Source organism: Streptomyces sp. NPDC005574, assembly GCF_040605435.1.
GTDB lineage: Bacteria > Actinomycetota > Actinomycetes > Streptomycetales > Streptomycetaceae > Streptomyces.
Genome location: NZ_JBEXCW010000003.1, coordinates 30,855 through 46,777, shown reverse-complemented (window position 1 = coordinate 46,777; position 15,923 = coordinate 30,855). Strand labels below are relative to the sequence as shown.

Genomic DNA, 15,923 nt, shown 5'->3' with positions numbered 1-15,923 from the left:
GCGTGGTCCGCGCCGTCTCTTGCGGGACCGGGGCGCACGCGGCACCGCGTGTCCTACTCCACCACGTGCCGTCCCTCGGGCCGCGCACCGCACGAGGCCCGGAACGCGCAGTGCGTGCAGTGCTGGCCGGCGCTCGGCGTGAACCGTTCGTCGAGGACCTTGCCGGCGGCCGTGGCCAGCAGGTCGCCGGCCCACTCCCCCGCCTCCCCTTCGAGTGGTTCCTGCGCCTGCACCTTGGGCAGCGTCTCGCCGCCGTCGCGCCGGGCGGCGCCCTGACGCAGCTGCACGAGTTCGGCGCCGCCCGGCTGCGGACGTACGCCCTCGAAGAGCTCGTCCACGGCGCCCTCGCGGACGGCGAGCTGGTAGACGGCGAGCTGCGGGTGGCGGGCCACCTCGGCGGCGCTGGGCGCCTGTTTGCCGGTCTTGAAGTCGACGACGTACGCCCGGCCCTCGCCGTCTGCCTCGACGCGGTCCATCGAGCCCCGGATACGCACCTCGTAGTCGCCCGCCTCCAGGGTGACGTCGAAGCCGTGCTCACCGGCCACCGCCGTACGTCCGGTGCGAGCCCCGCCGGAGTCGACGTGCCACTTCAGGAAGCGTTCGAGCGCGACGCGCGCGTTCTCCTTCTCCTGCGCCGACTTCCAGGGCGCGTCGAAGGCGAGCGCGTTCCAGACGGAGTCCAGGCGCTCCATGAGGACGGCGAGGTCGGCCGGGGTGTGTCCGGAGGCGACCTCGTCGGCGAGGACGTGCACGACGTTCCCGAAGCCCTGCGCGACCGTGGCGGGCGCGTCGGCCTTCACCTCGCGGCCCAGGAACCACTGGAGGGCGCAGGTGTTGGCGAGCTGGTCGAGGGCGCTGCCGGACAGCACGACGGGCTGGTCGCGGTCGCGCAGCGGCACCTTGCTCTCGGTCGGCTCGAACATGCCCCACCAGCGGTAGGGGTGCGCGGCCGGGACGAGCGGTCGGCCGTCCTCGTCCGCGAGCGCCGCCAGCCGGGCCAGACGGTGGGCGGCCGCCTCCCTGAGGGTGTCGGACACCTGCGGGTCGACCGTGGTGGCGCGCAGTTCGGCGACGAGCGCCGCGACGGACAGCGGGCGGCGCGGCCGCCCTGTGACGTCCCTCGGTTCGACACCCAGTTCGGTCAGGAAACGGGAGGGCTGGTCGCCGTCCTCCGCGGGGGCCTTCACGGCGGTCACCACCAGGCGCTCGCGCGCGCGGGTGGCGGCCACGTAGAACAGCCGGCGTTCCTCGGCGAGCAGCGCGCCCGGAGTGAGGGGTTCGGCGAGGCCGTCGCGGCCGATGCGGTCGGCCTCCAGCAGGGAGCCACGGCGGCGCAGGTCCGGCCACAGCCCCTCCTGGACGCCCGCGACGAGGACCAACCGCCATTCCAGGCCCTTGGAGCGATGCGCGGTCATCAGGCGTACGGCGTCGGGGCGGACGGCGCGCCGGGTGAGGGTGTCGGCGGCGATGTCCTCCGCCTCGATCTCCTCCAGGAAGTTCAGCGCGCCACGGCCGCCGGTGCGTTCCTCCGCGCGGGCCGCGGTGGCGAACAGCGCGCACACCGCGTCGAGGTCGCGGTCGGCGTTGCGGCCGGCCGCGCCGCCGCGCCGCGCCGCGCGTTCCAGGCGGGTCGGCCACGGCGTGCCCTGCCACAGGTCCCAGAGCGCCTCCTCGGCCGTGCCGCCGCCCGCGAGGCGCTCCCGGGCCTTCGCGAGCAGCGCGCCGAGTCGCTGCGCACCGCGCGCGTAGGTGGGGTCGTGCGCGATCAGACGTTCCGGCTCGGCCAGCGCGCGCGCGAGGAGGTCGTCCGAGGGCGGCGGCAGCGGGTTGCCCGCGGCCCTCTCCTCGTCCCGCAACGCCCGCCCGAGGCGGCGCAGATCGGCCGCGTCCATGCCGGCCAGGGGCGAGGCCAGCAGGGTGAGGGCCGTTTCGGTGTCCAGCCAGCAGGCCCCGGACACCGGCTTCCCGGACACCGGCTCTCCAGCTCCCGCCCCGGGTTCGTCCCCGGGCGGGACACCGTCGGTCTCAGCGGCGGGTGCCTCACCGGGGTCGCTCCCGCCGGGCGCGGGGACGCCCTCGGTGCCCCTGTCGACCGCGCGTACGGCGTCGGTGCCCTCGTCGACCACGCCTGCGCCATCGGGGTCCCCGCCGACCACGCGTACGCCATCAGGGTCCCCGCCGACCACGCGTACGCCATCAGGAGCCTCGCCGGCCCGTACGTCGCCGACCGCCTCCGCTGCCGGCTCACCGACGTCGGCCCCGTCGGCCGCCCGCACGCCGGGCACCTCCTCCGCCGCCTCCCCATCGGTGTCCTCAGTGGGCTTCGCGCCGGCATCACCTCCCGTCGTCCCCGTGACGCCGGTGGTGGGTTCCGCGGGTGCCGACGCAGCCCTGGCGACAGTGCGCAGTGCCGTCAGCAGGGGTGCCACCGCGGGTTCGTGGCGCAGGGGCAGGTCGTCGCCGTCGATGTCCAGAGGGACGCCGGCGGCGGTGAGGGCGCGGCGGACCGTCGGGATCGTGCGGGAGCCGGCGCGCACCAGGACGGCCATCTCGCGCCAGGGGACACCGTCCTCCAGGTGCGCCCGGCGCAGGATGTCGGCGATGTTGTCCAGTTCGGTGCCCGGTGTCGGGTAGGTGAAGACCTCGACGCGTCCCCCGTCGTGGACCGGCGTGAGCTCCCGGTGGGCGCGCACCTTCTCGGCCGGGAGGCGGGTCAGGGGCATGCGCTGGGTCAGCAGGCGGGTCGCGGCCAGCACGGTGGCGCCGGAGCGGCGGGAGGTCCTGAGGACCTCCACCGGAGCCGGACGGCCGTCCGCGCGCGGGAAGGCGTCCGGGAAGTCCAGGATGCCGTTCACGTCAGCGCCCCGGAACGTGTAGATCGACTGGTCGGGGTCGCCGAACGCGACGAGGGTGCGGCCACCTCCGGCGAGCGCGTGCAGCAGTCGTACCTGCGCCGGGTCGGTGTCCTGGTACTCGTCGACGAGGACGGCGTCGTACTGCGCGGCCAGGCGCTCGGCGACCTCGGGGCGGCGGGCGAGGAGCACCGCGCGGTGGACGAGTTCCGCGTAGTCGAGGACACCCTGCATGTCGAGCACGTCCAGGTACTCGGCGAGGAAGGCTGCCGCGGCCCGCCAGTCGGGGCGGCCGATACGGCGGGCGAAGGCGTCCAGTGCGCCGGGCTCCAGGCCCAGTTCGCGGCTGCGGGCGAGGACCGCGCGTACCTCGTCGGCGAAGCCGCGGGTGGTGAGGCACGCGCGCAGGTCGTCCGGCCAGCGCACGGGGGCGAGGCCGAGCCGCTCCAGGTCGGGCTGGCCCGCGAGGAGACCCCTGACGGTGACGTCCTGCTCGGGGCCGGACAGGAGCCGCAGCGGCTCCACGAACAGGCCGGCGTCCTGGTGGGCGCGGACCAGGGCGTAGCAGAAGGAGTGGAACGTGGTGGCGCGCGGCGCACGTGCCGCACCCGTGCGCAGCGCCATGCGGTCACGCAGTTCGACGGCCGCCCGGCGGCTGAAGGTCAGCACCAGAACGCGCGCGGGGTCACCGCCCCGGGCGATACGCGCCGCCACGGACTCGACGAGCGTGGTGGTCTTCCCCGTACCCGGGCCTGCGAGGACGAGCAGCGGTCCGGCCCTGTGGTCAACCACCGCGCGCTGTACGGCGTCCAGACGAGGGGGGTCCACAGGAGTCGGCGGGGTACGTACCAGCCGGTAAGCGCCACGGCTCCCCCGCCGCACCTCGGGGTGCGACGGGCGCCTGGTGAAGGAAGAGGAGCTCACGTGGTTCGCCGGTCCTGGTGGGTGTGCGATCTGTCACTGCCGGCGTCGAACGCCGTCGTCGGGTCGTGGTGGTCGGGTCACGGGCGGTCCGGCCGTCGCGCGTGGAGGACGGTGACCGCGGGATGAGAGAGACACGTGCAGCCGACGCTACGCCCGGGGATCGTGCGGAAGCAGCGCTTCCCCTTCATCCCCCACGGCGCTCACAGCACCCACGGCGCCCGCGCCCCTCGTCCCACGAACGTACGTCATGCCACGACCGTGCCCCGATTCCCCCGTACGGATCACGAGGTGCCCCCAGGGCCGCCGGATGGCCGAAGCTGTCGGGTGTGACCTTCCGCGCGTCCGCCGCCGTCCCACCGCGCCCGTGCCATGTCGAGCCGCGGCACATGGCCCTCGGCGGCCCGGCTCGCCTGCTTCAGGGGCGTCCCCTCGGCGCGGTAGTGGGCGAGCGCCCGCAGTTCGTGGCCCGTCAGCAGGACGCCGTCCGCCCGGACCACGCGCCACCACGCGACCGCCCCTCCGTAGAGGGCCATCACCCGGCCGACCTGGCGGGGACCGCCCTCTTCGAGCCACTCGGCGACGTCCCCGTACGTCATCACGCGCCCGGGCGGGACCGTCTCGGCGACCTCCAGGACGCGCTCGGCGTACTCCGGCAGGGCGTCCGCGGGGCCGGGGCGGGCATCCTCGTAGGTGGGCCCCATGTCCTCGCGGTCCGGCCGGCGGCCCGCGGAGCCCGGGCGGATGTCGTCCTCCGGAAGGCTGTCCTCGCTCATCCGCCCCATCCTGCCCCACCCCACCGACAACGTGACACGGTCACCACTGAGCGTATTCCTCGCCCCCGAGCGGCGCTTCGGGCAGACTGTGCGCCCCCGCATTTGCACCCTGATGCCCCCCTGTGTCGGCGGGGCATGCCACCATCGTGCGGGCGGTGACCGGTGATACGAGATCAAGAAGAGACGATGAAGCAGCAGGGCGCACAGCCCGAGGGCGCTGAGAGCACCTCCGACGCTTCGTCGCGCCCGGACACCGCCGACGCGGACGCGAGAAGCGGGAAGACAGCCGGGGAAGGCCGCGACAAGACGTCGCCCGAGGCCCCGGAACAGACGCCCGGCGACGGGCTCGGGTGCGAGGAGACGCACGTCGAGGCGGTCGAGGGCGACGAACCGCTGCTGCCCGCGCGCGTGCACCGCCCCTCCGACCTGATGCGTCTCCTGGTGGGTGTGCTGGCCGTCGTGCTGCTGCTCGGCATCGCCGCGTTCGCCCACGGCACCACCTCCGGTCTCGAACAGGACATCAACAAGGGCACCGGACAGGCGCCCGACCTGTTGATCAAGATCGCCGGGCTGGCCTCCAGCATCGCGATCCTGCTGGTGCCGGTCGCCTTCGCGATCGAGCGGTTGATCAAGCGCGACGGACTGCGCATCGCCGACGGCGTCCTCGCGGCGGTCCTCGCGCACGGCGTGACCCTCGCCACGGACCTGTGGGTCGCCAAGGGCGCCCCGGGCTCGATCCAGGAAGCGCTCACCCAGCCCTCGCCCGGCGACATACACGCCCTGACCGACCCCGTGCACGGCTATCTGGCGCCCGTCATCGCGTACATGACGGCCGTCGGCATGTCGCGCCGGCCGCGCTGGCGCGCGGTGCTGTGGATGGTGCTGCTCCTCGACGCGTTCTCGATGCTGGTGACCGGTTACACGACGCCGTTCTCGATCATCCTGACCGTGCTGATCGGCTGGACCGTCGCCTACGGCACGCTGTACGCGGTCGGCTCACCCAACGTCCGTCCCACCGGTCAGACCCTGATCGCCGGGCTGCGGACCGTCGGCTTCCACCCGGTAAGCGCGGCCCGCGAGGAGCTGCCGGACACCGCGGAGATCGGTGACCGGGGCCGGCGCTACTTCGTGACCCTGGAGGACGGGCCGCCGCTGGACGTGACCGTGGTCGACCGCGAACAGCAAGCTCAGGGCTTCTTCTACCGCGCGTGGCGCAACCTGACGCTGCGCGGCTTCGCCACCCGCAGCAGCCTGCAGTCGCTGCGCCAGGCCCTGGAACAGGAAGCCCTTCTGGCCTACGCGGCCATCGCTGCCGGCGCCAACGCCCCGAAGCTGATCGCGACCTCCGAACTCGGCCCCGACGCCGTCATGCTCGTCTACGAGCACACCGGCGGACGCACCCTCGACTCGCTGCCCGACGAGGCGATCACCGACGACCTGCTGCGCGACACCTGGCACCAGGTGCGGGCGCTGCAGTCGCGGCGCATCGCGCACCGCAGGCTGGTCGGCGACGCCATTCTGGTGGATCGTTCCGGCACGGTGATCCTCACCGACCTGCGCGTCGGCGAGATCGCGGCCGGTGACCTGCTGCTGCGCATGGACGTCTCCCAGCTGCTGGTGACCACCGGCCTGCGGGTGGGGGCCGAGCGCGCGGTGGCCTCGGCGGTCGGCATGCTCGGCCCCGACGCCGTCGCCGACTGTCTGCCGATGCTGCAACCCATCGCCCTGAGCCGCTCCACGCGGGCGACGCTGCGGAAACTGGCCCGGGAGCGGGCGCAGCGCGAGCGCGAGGCCGTGCTGGAGGCGTCCCGGCAGGCCAAGCAGGCGCGGCTGGAGGCGAGCGAGGACGCCGCGGGACCCGTCGTACTCGAAAAGCCCGACAAGAAGGCCGTACGCGCGGAGCAGCGGGCCGAGAAACGGGCCATCGACGAGGCTCTGGACGAGGCGCGCGAGGAGGACCTGCTCACCCAGATCCGCCACGAGGTTCTGCTGATCAGACCGCAGGCTCCGGTGGAGCCGGCCCGTCTCGAACGGGTGCGGCCGCGCACGCTGCTGAGTTTCATCGCCGGTGCGATCGGCGCGTACTTCCTGTTGACGCAGCTCACCCACATCGAGTTCGGCCCGCTCGTGGCCAACGCGGAGTGGGGTTGGGTCGCCGCGGCCGTGCTGTTCTCGGCGCTGAGCTACTTCGCGGCGGCGATGGCGCTGCTGGGCTTCGTCCCGGAGCGGGTGCCGTTCCTGCGGACCGTGGCGGCGCAGGTCGCCGGGTCCTTCGTCAAGATCGTCGCGCCGGCCGCCGTGGGCGGGGTCGCCCTCAACACGCGCTTCCTGCAGCGCTCGGGTGTGCGGCCCGGGCTCGCGGTGGCGAGTGTCGGCGCGTCCCAGCTGTTCGGCCTCGGCTGCCACATCCTGATGCTGCTGTCGTTCGGCTATCTGACCGGTACCGAGAAGACGCCGTCGCTGTCGCCCTCCAGGACGGTCATCGCGGGACTGCTGACGGTGGCGGTGCTCGTGCTGGTGGTGACGTCGGTGCCGTTCCTGCGGAAGTTCATCGTCACGCGCGTGAGGTCCCTGTTCGCGGGGGTCGTGCCGCGCATGCTGGACGTGCTGCAGCGGCCGCAGAAGCTCGTCACCGGAGTCGGCGGCATGCTGCTGCTGACCGCCTGCTTCGTCATGTGCCTGGACGCGTCGATCCGCGCCTTCGGCGACCAGTCGACCTCGCTCAGCATCGCCAGCGTCGCGGTGGTCTTCCTCGCCGGCAACGCGCTCGGCTCGGCGGCCCCCACCCCGGGTGGTGTCGGCGCGGTCGAGGCGACCCTGACAGTGGGTCTGATCGCGGTGGGCCTGCCCAAGGAGGTCGCCGCGCCGGCGGTCCTGCTGTTCCGTCTGCTGACCCTGTGGCTGCCGGTCCTGCCGGGCTGGCTCGCCTTCAACTACCTCTCGCGCAAGGGCTCGCTGTAGGACGACGGCCGCGGGGCACCGGTCGGTCCGCAGAGGTACTCCGGACGGCTCGCGCCCCGAGCGGTGCCCCGCGCGCGGGCGCAGGATGGGAGCATGCCGAGCTCCCGCCGACTGCGCGCCACGGCCGCGACCGCCGTCGCCCTCCTGCTGTCCTCCGTGCTGGCGGGCTGCGGCGACGACGCCAAGGACGGGGACCTGACAGCCCAGAAGCTGGACTGGAAGAGCTGCCCGGCCCCGTCCGCCGCGGAGGGCGGCGGTGACGCCCCGTCGCCGCTGCCGGACGGCGACACCTGGCAGTGCGCCACCATGCGGGCACCGCGGGACTGGAACAAACCCAAGGGCGACACGATCGGACTGGCGCTGATCCGGGCGAAGGCGAGCGGCGCCGCCGACCGGCGCATCGGGTCGCTCGTCTTCAACTTCGGCGGCCCCGGCGGCTCGGGCGTCACCACCCTGCCCGCCTTCGGCAAGGACTACGCGGCCCTGCGCACCCGCTACGACCTGGTCAGCTTCGACCCGCGTGGGGTCGGTCGCAGCGCACCCGTGCAGTGCGAGGACGACCAGCAGCTGGACGCCTACTTCCAGCAGGACGCCACCCCCGACGACGCGGCCGAACGCACCGACTTCCTGAACAGCACCAAGGACTTCAACGCTGCCTGCGAGAAGAACTCCGAGAAGATGCTGCCGCACGTGCGCACCACGGACGCGGCCCGCGACATGGACCTGATGCGCCAGGTACTGGGCGACCCGAAGCTGAACTACTTCGGCATCTCCTACGGCACGGAACTCGGCGGCGTGTACGCCCACCTCTTCCCGACGCACGTCGGCCGCGCCGTGTTCGACGCGGTCGTGGACCCGACGCAGAACCCCGAGCAGAGCTCGCTGGGACAGGCCAAGGGGTTCCAGCTGGCGCTCGACAACTTCGCCCAGGACTGCGTCTCCAAGGCCGAGGACTGCCCCGTCGGCGACAGTGCGACGAACGTCAAGGACCGCATCGCCAAGCTGCTCAGGGACCTCGACAGCAAGCCGATCCCCGGTGTCTTCCCGCGCCGGCTGACCCAGACCGCCGCCACCGGCGGCATCGCCCAGGCCCTGTACTCCAAGGACTTCTGGGCGTACCTCACCGAGGGTCTGGAGCAGGCGTACGACGGTGACGGCAGGGTCCTGATGCTGCTGTCCGACTCGCTGAACGGGCGCAACGACGACGGCACGTACAGCAACATCACGGCCGCCAACGTGTCCATCAACTGCGCCGACGACCGGCCGCGCTACACCGCCGGTTTCGTGGAGAAGAAGCTGCCGGAGTTCCGGGCGGCCTCGGCACTGTTCGGCGACTTCCTGGCCTGGTCCATGGTCAGCTGCACCGACTGGGCGGTGGCGGGTGCCGCCGACCATCCCGACGTGAGCGCGCCCGGAGCGGCGCCGATCCTCGTCGTCGGCAACACCGGGGACCCCGCTACGCCCTACGAGGGCGCGAAGAAGATGGTGGACGCGCTCGGCAGCGGCGTCGGCGTCGAGCTGACGTACAAGGGGCAGGGGCACGGGTCGTACGACAGCGGGGACAAGTGCGTGCAGGCCGCCGTGAACCGCTATCTCCTGAACGGCGCGGTACCGGCGGCCGGCACCGTCTGCTCCTGAAAAACAGCAGGTCAGAGCGTTATCCACAGGACCCGACGGTCGCTGTGTGATCCGCCTACCATGGCCTGAACGCCACCCGCGGCACGATGCGGGTGGCCTGCGAGGGGGGAAGACGATGACGCGTTTCGTACGGTGGGCGGCCCTGGCGGCCGCCGCCGCACTGCTGACGGCGGGCTGTGGCGGCGGCTCGTCCGGTGACGGCAGGAACGGCGGGGGGTCGAGCGCGAGGGACCCCTCTGCCGCCTCGCCGTCGGGCACGTCCACGGCGGCGGCCCTGCCCTCGTCACTCACCTCGCAGAAGCTGTCCTGGGGGCGCTGCGGGGCCACCGCTGACTCTCCCGCGCCGGGAAGCGACTGGCAGTGCGCGACGCTCAAGGCGCCACTGGACTGGTCACGACCGGGCGGCGAGACCATCGGTATCGCGCTGATCCGGGGCAGGAGCCGGGGCGGCGACCGCATCGGCTCACTGCTGTTCAACTTCGGCGGCCCCGGCGCCTCCGGCGTCTCCACGCTGCCCGCGTACTCCGCCACGGTGTCCGCGCTGCGGGAACGCTACGACCTGGTGAGCTGGGACCCTCGCGGCGTCGGCGCCAGCGAGGGGCTGCGCTGCCGCTCCGACAAGGCGATCCAGGCCGCCGAGACGGTGGACGCCACACCGGACACCCCGGCCGAGGAACAGGCGTACTTCCGGGACGCCGCCGACTTCGGCACAGGCTGCCGGAAGGCCGCCGGGAAGCTGCTGGCGCACGTCTCGACCACCGACACCGCCCGCGACATGGACCTGATGCGCCAGGTCCTCGGCGACAGGAAGACGCGCTACTTCGGCATCTCCTACGGCACCGAGCTCGGCGGCGTGTACGCCCACCTGTTCCCGCAGAACGTGGGGCGGCTGATCCTCGACGCGGTCGTCGACCCGAGCGCCGGCACGGTGGGCCACGCGGAGAACCAGGCCCGCGGCTTCCAGCGCGCGCTGAACGACTACCTCAAGTCCACCGGCCAGGACCCCGAGCAGGGCTCACGGAAGATCGCTGACCTGCTGAAGCGGCTCGACGCGAAGCCGCTGCCCACGGCGTCCGGGCGGAAGCTGACCCAGACGCTGGCGGTCACCGGCATCGTGCTGCCGCTGTACAGCAAGTCCGGCTGGCCCACCCTGACCAGCGCCCTGGCCTCGGCCCGGGAGGGGGACGGCTCGGAGCTGCTGACCCTTGCCGACGAGTACAACGAGCGGGACTCCTCCGGACACTACGGCACGACGACGCACGCGCAACGGGTCATATCGTGCCTGGACGACAGGCAGCGGCCGACGCTCGCCGAGACCAGGAAGCTGCTGCCGGCGTTCGAGAGGATCTCACCGGTCTTCGGGAGCTACATGGGCTGGGACACGGCCGGCTGGTGCCACGACTGGCCGGTGGCGGGTCAGTACGACACCCCGGAGGTGAAGGCGTCCGGTGCGGCGCCGATCCTGGTGGTCGGCAACACCGGCGACCCGGCGACGCCCTACGAGGGGGCGCGCAGGATGGCCGACGAGCTGGGCAGCGGTGTCGGTGTGGAGCTCACCTGGAAGGGCGAGGGACACGGGGCGTACGGGAGCGGCAGCGACTGCGTCGACTCCACGGTGAACGCGTACCTGCTGAAGGGAACGGTGCCGAAGGACGGCAAGGTCTGCTCATGACGACGGCGGGGGCCTCACGCACCGTCGATGCGCGAAGCCCCCGCCGTCCGGGCCGGGATGCCGGCTCAGTAGACCGGCTTGTCCGGTTCGATCTGGTTGACCCAGCCGATGACACCGCCGCCGACGTGCACGGCGTCCGAGAAGCCCGCGGACTTCAGCACGGCGAGGACTTCCGCACTGCGGACACCCGTCTTGCAATGCAGGACGATCTTCTTGTCCTGCGGCAGGGTCTCCAGGGCGGTGCCCATGAGGAACTCGTTCTTCGGGATCAGCCTGGCGCCGGGGATCGAGACGATCTCGTACTCGTTGATCTCGCGGACGTCGATGATCTCGATGTTCTCGCCGTCGTCGATCCACTCCTTGAGCTGCTTGGGAGTGATCGTCGAGCCTACGGCCGCCTCCTGGGCCTCCTCGGACACGACACCGCAGAAGGCCTCGTAGTCGATGAGCTCGGTGACGGTGGGGTTCTCGCCGCAGACCGCGCAGTCGGGGTCCTTGCGGACCTTGACCTGGCGGTACTGCATCTCCAGGGCGTCGTAGATCATCAGGCGGCCGACGAGCGGCTCACCGATGCCGGCGAGGAGCTTGATCGCCTCGTTGACCTGGATGGAGCCGATGGACGCGCACAGCACGCCCAGGACGCCGCCCTCGGCGCACGAGGGGACCATGCCGGGGGGCGGGGGCTCCGGGTAGAGGCAGCGGTAGCACGGCCCGTGCTCGGACCAGAAGACGGAGGCCTGACCGTCGAATCGGTAGATCGATCCCCACACGTACGGCTTGTTCAGCAGCACGCAGGCGTCGTTGACCAGGTAGCGGGTCGCGAAGTTGTCCGTGCCGTCGACGATCAGGTCGTACTGGCTGAAGATGTCCATCACGTTGTCGGCTTCGAGCCGCTCCTCGTGCAGGACCACGTTCACGTACGGGTTGATGCCCAGCACGGAGTCGCGCGCGGAGGCGGCCTTGGAGCGGCCGATGTCGGCCTGGCTGTGGATGATCTGCCGCTGCAGGTTCGACTCGTCGACCTCGTCGAACTCCACGATGCCGAGCGTGCCCACGCCCGCCGCGGCCAGGTACATCAGCGCCGGCGAGCCCAGGCCGCCGGCGCCCACACAGAGCACCTTGGCGTTCTTCAGCCGCTTCTGCCCGTCCATCCCCACGTCGGGGATGATCAGGTGGCGGGAGTACCTGCGGACCTCGTCTACGGTGAGCTCGGAGGCGGGCTCGACCAGGGGTGGCAGCGACACGGGGACTCCGTTGGTCGGTCAATCACTACAGTTGTTCTCGGCGTAACACTGCCATGGGCTTCTTCATTCCGAGACACCCGTTCCGACCCGCGAGACGATGTCGTCCCAGTAGCCGGGCATGGCCTCCCAGGGGTCGGTGCGCCCGCCGAAGTCCGTGCGGTCGGTGAACCAGATAGTGGCGGCTCCCTGCCAGCGGGCGATCCGCAGGGCTTCGTCGAGATGCCCCCGCGGGACGCCGTGGACGAAGTGGCAGAAACGCTCGGGAGGGTGGTCGGCGGTCCACTCGGCCACCTGCGACCAGCGGTAGTCGCTCCAGGCGCCGGAGAAGGTGACGAGCTGGTCGGCCTGTTCGGCGAAGCCGGGGTGCGGATGGGTGCCGTGGTTCAGCACGATGTGCGCGTCGGCGCGGAGCGCGCGCAGGGTGGTGGCCGTGCGGCGGACCGCGGGCAGTTCGGTGCGCTCGGTCGGGCAGTGGTCGAGGAGGAAGCCGTCGACCCGGTACCAGTCGGTGTAGCGGTGCGCGTCGGAGATCACCTCGCCGAAGGCACGGGAGCCGTACCGCGCGTCGAGGTGGCCGAGGACGCGCACGCCGGCGTTGCGCAGCCGGCCGGCCGCTTCCAGACAGTGCGGATCGGGGCGGCTGCCGGGGCCGCCGCCCGAGACGTTCAGGACGACCCAGTGCAGGGGCGTGCCGGGGCGGGTGAGTCCGGCCCATTCGGTGGGGGCGACAAGGGGGTGCGCATAGCCGGGGATGCCCAGCCCGGTGCGGACGCCGGTGCTCGCTCTTGTGCTGGTCACAGGCGGCATGCCGCCTCCATCCAGATGTCGGCGAGGGACTCCTCGAGGTTGATCCGGGGCCGCCAGCCGAGGCGGTCGCGGGCCGTGCGCACGTCGGCCTGCTGCCAGTTGCCGCAGCCGTCCGGGTACGGGTAGGCGACGGGAGCGGCGTGGTCGGAGTCGGTTCGCGGGTGGCCGATGGACGCCCTGAGCTGACCGGGCGCTCCGTCGAGTTCGTGGAGGGCGCCGCCGTATCCGGCGACGCGGGCGAGGACGGCGGCGGCGTCGCGGAGGCGCACGGCACGGCCCGAACCGATGTTGATGACGCCTTGCGCGGCGGACAGGGAGGCGGCGTGGACGGCGCGGGCCACGTCGCGTACGTCGACGAAGTCGCGCTGGGCGCCGAGGCCGCCGAGTTTGAGTTCGCCGTCGCCGGACTGCATGGCGCGGCGCATGGCCTCGGCGAGGCGGCCGAGGGGGGAGCCGGCGGGGGTGCCCGGACCGGCGGGTGAGAAGACCCGCAGGACCACGGCGTCCAGGCCGGAGCCCAGGACCAGCTCGGTGGCGGCGAGTTTGCTGACGCCGTAGGGGCCACCGGGGCGGGGCACGGCGTCCTCGGCCGTGGAGGAGCCGGGCTGGCTCGGGCCGTACTCGGCGCCGCAGCCGATCTGTACCAGCCGGGCGCCGCAGCCGCTGCGGCGCAGGGCCTCGCAGACGGTGGCGACGGCGACGGTGTTGTGGCGGGTGAGTTCGCGGGCCCCGCCGCGGGTGGCGCCCGCGCAGTTGACGACGACGCCGGGGTGGACCGCGTCGAGGAAGCGGGTGAGGGCGCCGGGGCTGCCGGACGCGAGGTCGAAGCGGACGTCGGCGTCGTCGCCGCGGCCGAGTGCGGTCAGCTGTACGGCCGGGTCGGCGAGGAGGCGGTCGGCGACGAAGCGGCCGAGGTAGCCGTTGGCTCCGATCAGCAGAACTCTCATCGGGCGGCTCCCGGGGCCGAGGCTTCGGGTCGGGAGGTGATCATCTGGGGTTCTCCTTCAGCGGGGGTGGTGCGGTTGCCTCCGGCGGCTGGGCCGGGCGCCTGCGGCTGGGCGTGGTGGACGGGCGACCTTCGCGGGGTGGCGGTACGGCCGGACGCCCGCGGCAGGTCGTGGAGGTGGCGCGCTGGTGTTCTGCGCGCGGGGGCGGTTCGGTCGGCGCGCGGGGGCACCGTGGGGCGGGACGGCCGGAGGGAGCCCGGGGTGACCGACGCGGTCACCATGGCTGGTCCGTGGGGGCGTGGGCCGACGCTCGGGTCAGGGTGCGGGTCGCGTGCAGCAGCAGGGCGACGGCTGCGACCGCGCAGGTGAGCGTGGGGACGGCGGCCGGGCCCCAGGTGTCGACGACCGTCTTCACGGGGGTCGCCAGAAGGGCGCAGCCGGGGAGACGGGCCGCGAACACGCTGGCCAGGGCGGTCAGTTGAGCCGCCGCTGTCGCGGCGAGGGCGAGGGCGGCGGCCTGGGGGAAGCCGTGGAGGATGAGGAGGCGGGCCAGGAGGAGGAGGGCGCCCAGGGTGGTGGCGCGGACGTAGGCGGCGGGTTCGTCCAGGACCGCGGCGCACAGGGCCAGCAGGGCGCCGAGTGCGCCGAGGTACAGGGCGAACGTTCCCAGCAGGAGGGGGCGCGTGGAGGCGGTGAAGTCCTCCAGTCCTCGGCTGGCGGTCAGTCTGCGGCGGGCGCGCACGGTGAACAGGTGGGCGCACCAGGCGGCCGGGGCGCAGGACAGGGCCAGCGCGAGGACGGGGGCTGCCGTGAGGGGCCAGGGGCCGGCGGGGGATCCCGTGGGCGGTTCGTCGGGGCCTCCGGTGACGGCGGTGTGGAGCAGGCCGTCGCCGAGGAGGGCGTGGGCGAGCAGCCAGCAGGTCGCGAGGCCGGCGACGCGCACGCCGGGCGGTGTGCGGTCCCTCGCGCCGAGCGGGCCGCGGGCGAGCGCGGCGCGCAGACCGACCGCCACGGCGAGGATGCCCACGGCCGCCGCGATCAGGCGGTCCTGGCCGTGGGTGAGGCGCAGTGCCGCCATGGTGGCGGCGCCCAGCGCACCGGGCAGGAGGGACAGCAGCGCCCAGACGGCGCGGACCCGGGGGGCGGTGACGGGGGCGGTGGGCGGAGGTGTCCCGCCGTCACGGGGAGTGCGGGCGTACAGCTCCTCGGCCAGCGAGAAGACATCCCGGTGGCGGAAGCGTGTCGCGGTGCGGTCGGTGACACCGTGGGTCTCCAGACCGGCCGCGATCTCCAGGGGGTCCACGGCGCGCTCGCACAGGTCGCGATGACGGTGCATCAGCGCTTTCACGGGGTCGGCGGCGGTACGGCGGGGAGAGGCCGCCTGGGTACGCCCGGCAGCCACGCCACCGGCACGCCCGGCACGCCCGGCGTCGCCCTCACCAGGCTCGCTGGCCTCACCGGCAAGCGCGGCGCTCGCCTCGGTGGCGGTGCGCCCGGCAGCCACCTCGGCGGCGATTCGCCCGGCACCGGGGGTGCCTGGGGTACCGGCACCCCCGGCACTCACCTCGCCCGAACGCCCTGCACGCGCCTCATCCAGCCGTTCGGCCACCCCCTCGCCGGTACGCCCGGCACGCGCCTCACCCCCAGGCCCGGCCACCACCTCGCCTGTACGCCCGGCCCGCGCCTCGCCGGTACTCCCAGCGCGCGCCTTGCCCCCAAACCCGGCCCGCGCCTCGCCGGTACTCCCAGCACGCGCCCCGCCCCCAAACCCAGCCACCGCCTCGCCGGTACTCCCAGCACGCGCCCCGCCCCCAAACCCAGCCACCGCCTCGCCGGTACTCCCGGCACACGCCTCGCCCCCAAGCCCGGCCACCGGCCGGCCGGCACCCTCCGCACCCCCGACGTCACCGGCGCCGTAGCCCCACGCAGAGCTCCAGCCCTCCCCCGGCTCGCGGTTGTCCCGCCCGTCCGTGTCCGCCGTCAGCCACTGTTGCCGTGGGTCCCATCCGCCGACACTGCTCGGCCTTTCGAGGCGGTCCACCTCCCCCCGGCCGCTCACTTCCCCGAGCCCGCCCATGTCCCCCGAGCCGCCCACGCCTCGCAGA

The 15,923-nt window shown here is 73.2% G+C and carries 9 protein-coding genes; 3 read left to right on the top strand and 6 right to left on the bottom strand.

Annotated elements, in window-relative coordinates:
- Positions 1-53: 53 nt before the first annotated feature.
- Both ABZT03_RS03110 and ABZT03_RS03105 read right to left on the bottom strand, forming a co-directional pair.
- Positions 54-3,776: a UvrD-helicase domain-containing protein gene (locus tag ABZT03_RS03110; protein WP_356032727.1), complete on the bottom strand. Its 3,723-nt coding sequence runs from the start codon at positions 3,774-3,776 to the stop codon at positions 54-56.
- Positions 3,777-4,057: 281 nt separating this feature from the next.
- Positions 4,058-4,477: an MGMT family protein gene (locus tag ABZT03_RS03105; protein WP_356033157.1), complete on the bottom strand. Its 420-nt coding sequence runs from the start codon at positions 4,475-4,477 to the stop codon at positions 4,058-4,060.
- A gap of 258 nt (positions 4,478-4,735) precedes the next feature.
- On the opposite strand from ABZT03_RS03105, the gene ABZT03_RS03100 reads away from it, so the two are divergent.
- The 3 genes from ABZT03_RS03100 (at position 4,736) to ABZT03_RS03090 (ending at position 10,820) form a co-directional block, all read left to right on the top strand.
- Positions 4,736-7,510, top strand: coding sequence for a lysylphosphatidylglycerol synthase domain-containing protein (locus tag ABZT03_RS03100; protein ID WP_356032724.1), 2,775 nt, complete (start codon positions 4,736-4,738; stop codon positions 7,508-7,510).
- Positions 7,511-7,603: 93 nt separating this feature from the next.
- Entirely contained in the window at positions 7,604-9,148 is a 1,545-nt protein-coding gene (locus tag ABZT03_RS03095) for an alpha/beta hydrolase (protein WP_356032722.1), read from the top strand.
- Between the two features lie 115 nt (positions 9,149-9,263).
- Positions 9,264-10,820, top strand: coding sequence for an alpha/beta hydrolase (locus ABZT03_RS03090; RefSeq protein WP_356032719.1), 1,557 nt, complete (start codon positions 9,264-9,266; stop codon positions 10,818-10,820).
- 65 nt (positions 10,821-10,885) lie between these two features.
- Here ABZT03_RS03090 and moeZ read toward each other — a convergent pair whose 3' ends face one another.
- The 4 genes from moeZ to ABZT03_RS03070 form a co-directional block, all read right to left on the bottom strand.
- Positions 10,886-12,064, bottom strand: a complete 1,179-nt coding sequence (gene moeZ / locus ABZT03_RS03085) for an adenylyltransferase/sulfurtransferase MoeZ (protein ID WP_356032716.1) — start codon at positions 12,062-12,064, stop codon at positions 10,886-10,888.
- 63 nt (positions 12,065-12,127) lie between these two features.
- Positions 12,128-12,871: a spherulation-specific family 4 protein gene (locus ABZT03_RS03080; protein ID WP_356032714.1), complete on the bottom strand. Its 744-nt coding sequence runs from the start codon at positions 12,869-12,871 to the stop codon at positions 12,128-12,130.
- Entirely contained in the window at positions 12,859-13,818 is a 960-nt protein-coding gene (locus tag ABZT03_RS03075; RefSeq protein WP_356032711.1) for an NAD-dependent epimerase/dehydratase, read from the bottom strand. The genes ABZT03_RS03080 and ABZT03_RS03075 overlap by 13 nt, the downstream gene beginning before the upstream one ends.
- 274 nt (positions 13,819-14,092) lie before the next feature.
- Positions 14,093-15,220 (bottom strand): hypothetical protein, encoded by a 1,128-nt coding sequence (locus ABZT03_RS03070; protein WP_356033154.1) that lies wholly within the window; start codon positions 15,218-15,220, stop codon positions 14,093-14,095.
- Positions 15,221-15,923 lie beyond the last annotated feature (703 nt).

What these genes read in the sequence shown, in the direction of transcription:
- ABZT03_RS03080 (WP_356032714.1), bottom strand. Translation starts at nt 12,871, where the DNA reads ATGCCGCCTGTGACCAGCACAAGAGCGAGCACCGGCGTCCGCACCGGG.
- ABZT03_RS03100 (WP_356032724.1), top strand. Translation starts at nt 4,736, where the DNA reads ATGAAGCAGCAGGGCGCACAGCCCGAGGGCGCTGAGAGCACCTCCGAC.
- ABZT03_RS03105 (WP_356033157.1), bottom strand. Translation starts at nt 4,477, where the DNA reads ATGGGGCCCACCTACGAGGATGCCCGCCCCGGCCCCGCGGACGCCCTG.
- ABZT03_RS03095 (WP_356032722.1), top strand. Translation starts at nt 7,604, where the DNA reads ATGCCGAGCTCCCGCCGACTGCGCGCCACGGCCGCGACCGCCGTCGCC.
- ABZT03_RS03090 (WP_356032719.1), top strand. Translation starts at nt 9,264, where the DNA reads ATGACGCGTTTCGTACGGTGGGCGGCCCTGGCGGCCGCCGCCGCACTG.
- ABZT03_RS03075 (WP_356032711.1), bottom strand. Translation starts at nt 13,818, where the DNA reads ATGAGAGTTCTGCTGATCGGAGCCAACGGCTACCTCGGCCGCTTCGTC.